This window comes from Facklamia sp. P12932, assembly GCF_050409545.1.
Taxonomy (GTDB): domain Bacteria; phylum Bacillota; class Bacilli; order Lactobacillales; family Aerococcaceae; genus Facklamia.
The window spans coordinates 181,082-188,145 of sequence record NZ_JBNUPG010000001.1 but is presented as its reverse complement, the minus strand read 5'-3'; the positions used below and the strand labels follow the sequence as shown (position 1 = coordinate 188,145).

The window sequence follows — 7,064 nt, the reverse complement described above, 5'->3', positions numbered from 1 at the left end:
ATTTTTAGACATAAAAGTACCCCCAAAAGTTAGTTTTTAACTCGAACTTTTGGGGTCAACTCATAAGAATAGTTTTGAGTTAGTTTTTAATTTGTAGAACAAACTCCATACTTTTTAATAAAGTAGTAAAGAGCTCCAATTCTTCCAGCTTCATTACTATACTTTGCAGCTAGGATAGCTTTAGGCAGAAAAATATTATTTTCAATTTTTGCAGCCAATTTTTCTAAAATAATTGGTAACAATATTTTATGTTGATTCATAATACCGCCTCCTAAAACAATGTACTCTGGATTTATCAAATAAATAATTGGAAGTAATCCTTCTGAAAAGTTTTCAGCAAACCAGTTAATTGTTTCGATTGCGGCTGGATGATTAGTTTTATAGGCTTCAAAAATTATTTTTCCATTAGTATTACTTTCTCCAGTGAGCTGTTCAAAGTATTGGCACATAGCAGTCGTCGATGCTACATCTTGAAATCTTTTACCATTAACAGGTAAGTAACCAACTTCGCCGGCAGAAAAACCTTCTCCATGATACAATTGACCATTAAGGATTAAAGCCCCGCCAACACCCGTGCCAATAGTCAAACAAACTAATGAACTATTGCGTGCAAAAGCTCCAATTGAAAATTCAGCAAAAGCTGCCGCATTGACATCATTTAGAACAACACAAGGTAAATCAAAGTGATGGTTAATGGCTTGCTTAAAATCAGTTCCTACATAGTCAGGAATTGTATAACCTGCATAAACTATCTTTCCTTGTTCAGGATCGACTACCCCTGCTGAAGAAATAGCAACACCCTCTAATTTTTTGTTGATTTGCTTAAGACTTTTAATCGTTTCACCAACTAAATTTAAAACATATTCCATAATATGATTTGATTTTTTTAAGGAATCTATCGGTGTTTCCTCTTCTTTAAAATAATTAAAAGAATGCCCCTTCTCATCATAAACATCACTTTTTATCGTTGTACCGCCAATATCAATCGCTAGTATATGCATTTTTTCACTTCCTCTTATACAAAATTACAGTGATAGAAATAATATATCTTATTCTATTTTTAGAGTAGTCATCATTTAATGGCCTTATTACTAATTATTCATTTTTTCCCTTACCTACCACCTTAAAAATAGGGAAAAGACGCTTAGCCCTTTCCCTACTTAAAATGTTACACATTTTATATTTCCCCTTAAAAACAGCTTTTTTAATTGTTTCTATCTGGTCAACAATTTTGAACATCTTCACGATCAAAAACTAAGATTTGTCCAGGCTGAATGATTCATTCCGATAATGGTTGAGCGTGAGGTTTTAGCCAGCCATCCTTTTCTACATAATCTTTTCATTGAACATTTCCATTAAAGTTATGCCAAATTTTTTCCTGACCTTTAATAGGAACAAATACATCAAAATAGCTAGGATAACTTTGCCAAACTCTATGGTCATCTGTCGTAATCTCCTATTCTAAGATATTAAAATAAAAGTCATCGGAAATCATATGGGACCAAGCTGGCAATCACTTAAGTCATTATTTTCTTTTAAAAGTTAATGACTCTTAGTATAGCTTCTCGCTTGATTTGATCTATTTGATTTAAATCATAAAGTTTCATTAATGTCTTACCAACCAGTCATTATTCGCTTTAATCTCAGAAATATCATAGACAGTGGTGAATTTTGGAGCAGTCGATGTCTCATCTTTAACCATTATCGATACAAGATAACCGACAATTAAAGATACGCCTATTGAAATAAGCGAATAAACCCAAATGCTTACCTTTTCTGCAGGAAGACCGTATTTAATGAAAATCATTACTAAACTTGAAACAATTAGTGCAGCATAAGCACCAATTTTGTTAGCTTTTTTAGAGAATACCCCTAGCATAAAGACTCCACCTAGAACCCCTAAAACGAGTCCCATGAATCCATTAAACCATTCATAGGCTGATTTAATATCAGAGTGTGCAAGAATAATTGAGATAATAATGGAGAAAATTCCAACGCCTAAAGAAATCCAACGCGCAATTTGAGTTCGTTTGGCGTCATCTAAATTCTTAGAAATCACCTCTTGTATGTCCAATGTCCATGAGGTAGCGACAGAGTTCAAACCTGTCGATAGAGTTGATTGACTGGCAGCAAAAATAGCTGCTAAAAGAACACCGGTAATACCAACTGGTAAACGATAGGCTATATAGTAAGTAAACACTTGATCTTGAGCTACTAAAGCGCCAGGATCACTCGGATTTTGTAATTGATAATAAGCGAATAATCCCGTCCCAATAAGATAAAACATAGTCGCAATAAAAATAGATAAGACACCATTGGTAAACATCATTTTATTCAATTTTTTAATATCTTGAGTGGTAGTGAACCGTTGCACGATATCCTGACTTGAAATATAAGATGACAGTGTATTAAAGCCAGCGCCAACAACTAGTAAAAAGATAGAAGATTTTAAAAGGTTCGGATCAAAAATCGGTTCGTGAGGGGCAATAAATTTGTCTTTAGCTAACAAATTCATGATTGGTTGGAAACCGCCGTCTAAGTCCTTGACTAAAAAGCCTAGAGTCACAGCAACACCTACTAACAAAACAGATCCTTGAATAAAATCGGTCCATAAAACTGATTTAATCCCACCAGTATAAGAATAAATAATCGCAATTACACCCATTACCACAATTAGCCAATTGACTGAGATTCCAGTTAATGTGGCTAAAGCAGCAGAGGGTAGATACATAATAATAGACATACGACCAATTTGATAGATAATGAACAAAATAGCACCGATTGCTCGCAAAAGTCTAGAGTTAAACCGTTGCTCTAAATAATCATAAGCAGTATCAATATCCATTCTGGCATAAATAGGCAGGAAAAATTTTATAGCAAAAGGAATTGCAATAATCATCCCTAATTGCGCAAACCACAATAGCCAAGTTCCCTTATAGGAGTTACCTGCTAAAGTCATGAAAGAAATCGGACTTAACAAGGTTGCGAAAATAGAAACCGAAGTTACATACCAAGGGATTGAGCCATCTCCTTTGAAAAACTCTTTACCAATCATATCTTTCTTAGAAAACAGTAATCCTGCAAACAAAACAGCTACTAAATAAATAACTAAAATAATAAAATCGATTGTTGTAAAGCCTTCTTGTGCCATTATTAAACTCCTTTTCAATTTTACATGCTTAATGAAGCATAACGCTATATAAAATATTCTTTAATTACCTAAGTCTTTTTAATTAATTATAAATAATTTTTAAAAATTCGTTCTGCTTCTTCTTTTTGGTCGGCTGTCATCGAAGCCATCGGTTTACGACTTAAAAACTCCCCTTTATTCGCACCCTGTAATTGTAAAATACTTTTAAGAGTTGGATATAAACCGTTTGCTAGCACTGCTTCAATTAAATCATTACTCTCATTTTGTAGCTTAAGTGCTTTCTCATGGTTGCCCTCATTGACAGCTTCTAAAATGCCACGAGCTCGCAAACCATTTACGTTATATGTCGATCCGATTGCTCCATCAACATGATAGATAGCAGCTGGATAAAGCATCTCATCAAAACCTGAATAGATTAGTACATCTGGAAACGCTTTACGTAATCGTTCTAATAAGAAAAAGTCTGCAGCAGTAAACTTAACACCAACAATATTGTCTAATTCAAATAATTCCTTAAATTCTGCCATCCCCATATTAATACCTGTAAGAACTGGGATTGAATAAATAATTAAGTCATTATCAACAGCTTCTGTAATATCTTTATAATATTGTTTAACCTCAGCGAATGAAAACTTATAATAAAAAGGAGTTACTGCTGAAATTGCGTCATAATCCAAATCTGTCGCAAATTTACCGAGTTCAATTGCTTCATAAACATTGGGACCACCAACTTGTGCAATGAGTTTCACTTGGTCTTTCACTTCATCTTTAACAATTTCAAAAATTTGTTTTTTAATGGCCATATCTAATAAGAAATTTTCACCAGTTGAGCCTCCTACATATAGCCCTGCTACCTTCATATTATCAATATTATGACGGACTACTTGACGTAGCCCTGCTTCGTTAACTTTGCCCTTTGAATCAAAGGGTACCAAGAGGGCTGAGATAATACCTTTGATTTCTCTAGCTGTTTTTTTTGTCATTTTATTTCCCCCTATTAATCTATTGGTTATGAATAGCTTCGACAAATTTTTTTGTAATTAATTGAGGTCTAGTGATAGCTGAACCAACTACTACACTATATACCCCAAGCTCTAAAACGTGTCTTACTTTTTCAGGAGTATCAATATTACCTTCAGCAATAATTGGTTTGTTGATTGTTTCAACCGCTTGACGGATGAGTTGAAAATCATTGCTTTCTATCTTATCTTTCTTACTTTGTTGAGTATAACCTACCAAGGTTGTACCAATATAATCAAAACCAATTTGTTCAGCCATTTTCATTTCTTCTAAGGTTGAACAATCAGCCATCAGCTTTTGTTGGGGATACTTTTCTTTAATCTTTACCATTAAATCACTTAATGATTCTCCGTATGGCCTCGTAGATGCAGTTGCATCAATTGCTATGATTTCCGGCCTTGCTTGCATTAACTCATCCACTTCAGTCATCGTAGGTGTAATAAAAGCATCAGCCCCATCATAAACCCGTTTAATAATGCCAATAATTGGCAAATCGACTTGTTCTTTGATTGCTTTAATATCTTCAACTGAATTCGAACGAATACCTTTAGCTCCACCTTCTTTAGCAGCTAAGGCCATTCGTGACATGATAAAAGAACTGTGCAAAGGTTCATCTTCTAAAGCTTGACAAGAAACAATTAATTCCCCTTTTATTCCTTCAATCATTCAATAACCTCCTTTATCAAAGCGCTTTCTAATTTAAAATTATACACATCACTTTGTAGCATTTCAATATTTTATGAAAAGACAGTGAGTTTTCTGAAAACAAAAACTTTTATTATACTTATTTAAAAAGATTTTAATTGATTATTTATCATAAAAGTAGCTTACTTACGTTCTCTAAAAGGGATTGGTTCAAAATGAAAATTAATATTGCTTTATAGTAATAAGAAAAACCCATCTTTGAATTCTCAAAGATAGGTTTTTATGAACCGTTATTCTTTTATTCTTCATCCATTTGTAAGACAGCCATGAAAGCTTCTTGTGGAATTTCAACGTTACCGACTGATTTCATCCGCTTTTTACCTTCTTTTTGTTTTTCTAATAACTTCTTACGACGGGAGACATCCCCGCCATATAATTTAGCTGTAACATCTTTTCGATAAGCCTTAATGGTTGTTCGTGCGATGATCTTATGTCCAATAGCTGCTTGGACAGGTACTTCAAACATTTGACGTGGGATAATCCCTTTTAGTTTTTCAACTAAAGCACGACCGCGATTATAGGCAAAATCTTTATGAACTATAATCGAGAAGGCATCAATGACATCAGAATTAAGTAAAACTTCTAATTTTACTAGATTAGACTCTTTATAGCCAATTAATTCGTAATCTAAGGAAGCATAGCCTTTGGTTGATGATTTCAACTTATCGAAGAAATCATACACAATTTCAGCCATTGGTAGTTCATAAATTACATTTACCCGGAAATCATCCAGATAATCCATCGTAATAAAGTTACCACGCTTGCGTTGAGATAGTTCCATTACAGCGCCCACATAATCATTTGGTACCATAATAGTCGCTTTTACATAAGGTTCAAAAATCTTATCAATCTCTGTTGGATCTGGCATTTCAGATGGGTTGTCAATCAAAAGCTCTTCCCCATCCGTCTTTTCAACACGGTAAATAACTGACGGAGCAGTGGTAATTAAATCAATATCAAATTCACGCTCAAGTCTTTCTTGAATAACATCCATATGCAGTAAACCTAAAAAGCCTGTTCGGAAACCAAAGCCTAGGGCTTGCGATGTTTCTGGTTCAAAGTGTAAAGAAGCATCATTTAATTGTAACTTTTCAAGTGCTTCCCGCAAGTCGTTATAATCGGCCGAGTCAACCGGATAGAGACCGGCAAAAACCATTGGATTTAATTTGCGGTAACCATCCAAGGCCTCCTCAGCTGGATTATCCGCTAGGGTTATAGTATCTCCTACACGGGTATCTTGAATGGTCTTTATACCTGCGGTTAGATAGCCAACATCTCCTACCATCAAGAAGTCTCTTTTGAGAGGACTCGGTGAGAAAATTCCAACATCAATCACTTCAAACTCTTTACCATTACTCATTAGACGGATGGTGTCACCTGGTTTGACCATACCATTCATCACTCGAATATTTAAAACAACCCCACGATAAGCATCATAAGCAGAGTCAAAAATAAGAGCCTGTAAGGGGTCTTCTATATCTCCCATTGGTGCAGGAACTTTCTCAACTATTTGCTCTAAAATCTCATCAATACCGATGCCTGACTTGGCAGAAGCAAAAACCGCTTCTGAGGCATCGATGCCGATAATATCTTCAATTTCTTTTTGAACCCTTTCAGGATCGGCTGAAGGCAGATCGATTTTATTAATAACAGGCAATATTTCTAAATCATTATCCACTGCTAAATACACATTAGCCAAGGTTTGGGCTTCAATTCCTTGTGCTGCATCGACTACTAGAATGGCTCCTTCACAAGCAGCCAAAGATCTTGAAACCTCATAAGTAAAATCGACGTGACCAGGGGTATCGATTAAATGGAAAATATAATCAATGCCATCTTTAGCCCGATAAGTCAGTTCCACTGCATTCAATTTAATGGTAATTCCTCGTTCTCTTTCCAAGTCCATGGAATCTAACAATTGCTCTTGCATATCACGATCAGCCACTGTATGTGTTTGTTGTAAAATACGATCAGCTAGTGTGGATTTACCATGGTCAATATGCGCAATTATCGAAAAATTACGGATTCTTTCTTGTCTATTCTTCATTTCTTCTATATTCACTTGACTTCACTTCCTTTTCAAGCCTCTTATCAATAGCTAAGGTCTATCTTATCAAAAATGAGTGATTTTGAATAGTTTTCTTTCACTATGGTATTTTAATAAATGAACTACTCAATAAAATCTTTA

Annotated in this window: 5 protein-coding genes; all 5 read right to left on the bottom strand. The window is 34.7% G+C overall.

The genetic code is table 11. From position 1 onward, the window contains the following. Window positions 1-86: 86 nt before the first annotated feature. The 5 genes from ACQV2P_RS00865 to lepA all read right to left on the bottom strand — a co-directional run bounded on the left by ACQV2P_RS00865 (window position 87) and on the right by lepA (window position 6,938). The gene (locus ACQV2P_RS00865; protein ID WP_428875317.1) at window positions 87-1,001 is read right to left on the bottom strand and encodes an ROK family protein; all 915 of its coding nucleotides are present in this window, start codon (window positions 999-1,001) and stop codon (window positions 87-89) included. Between the two features lie 605 nt (window positions 1,002-1,606). Next, the gene (locus ACQV2P_RS00860; protein WP_428881751.1) at window positions 1,607-3,151 is read right to left on the bottom strand and encodes a sodium:solute symporter; all 1,545 of its coding nucleotides are present in this window, start codon (window positions 3,149-3,151) and stop codon (window positions 1,607-1,609) included. Window positions 3,152-3,237: 86 nt separating this feature from the next. Further along, window positions 3,238-4,134: an N-acetylneuraminate lyase gene (locus tag ACQV2P_RS00855; protein ID WP_428873954.1), complete on the bottom strand. Its 897-nt coding sequence runs from the start codon at window positions 4,132-4,134 to the stop codon at window positions 3,238-3,240. 19 nt (window positions 4,135-4,153) lie between these two features. Next, window positions 4,154-4,837, bottom strand: coding sequence for an N-acetylmannosamine-6-phosphate 2-epimerase (locus ACQV2P_RS00850; RefSeq protein WP_428875318.1), 684 nt, complete (start codon window positions 4,835-4,837; stop codon window positions 4,154-4,156). Between the two features lie 277 nt (window positions 4,838-5,114). Beyond that, window positions 5,115-6,938, bottom strand: coding sequence for a translation elongation factor 4 (gene lepA / locus ACQV2P_RS00845; RefSeq protein WP_428873951.1), 1,824 nt, complete (start codon window positions 6,936-6,938; stop codon window positions 5,115-5,117). Window positions 6,939-7,064 lie beyond the last annotated feature (126 nt).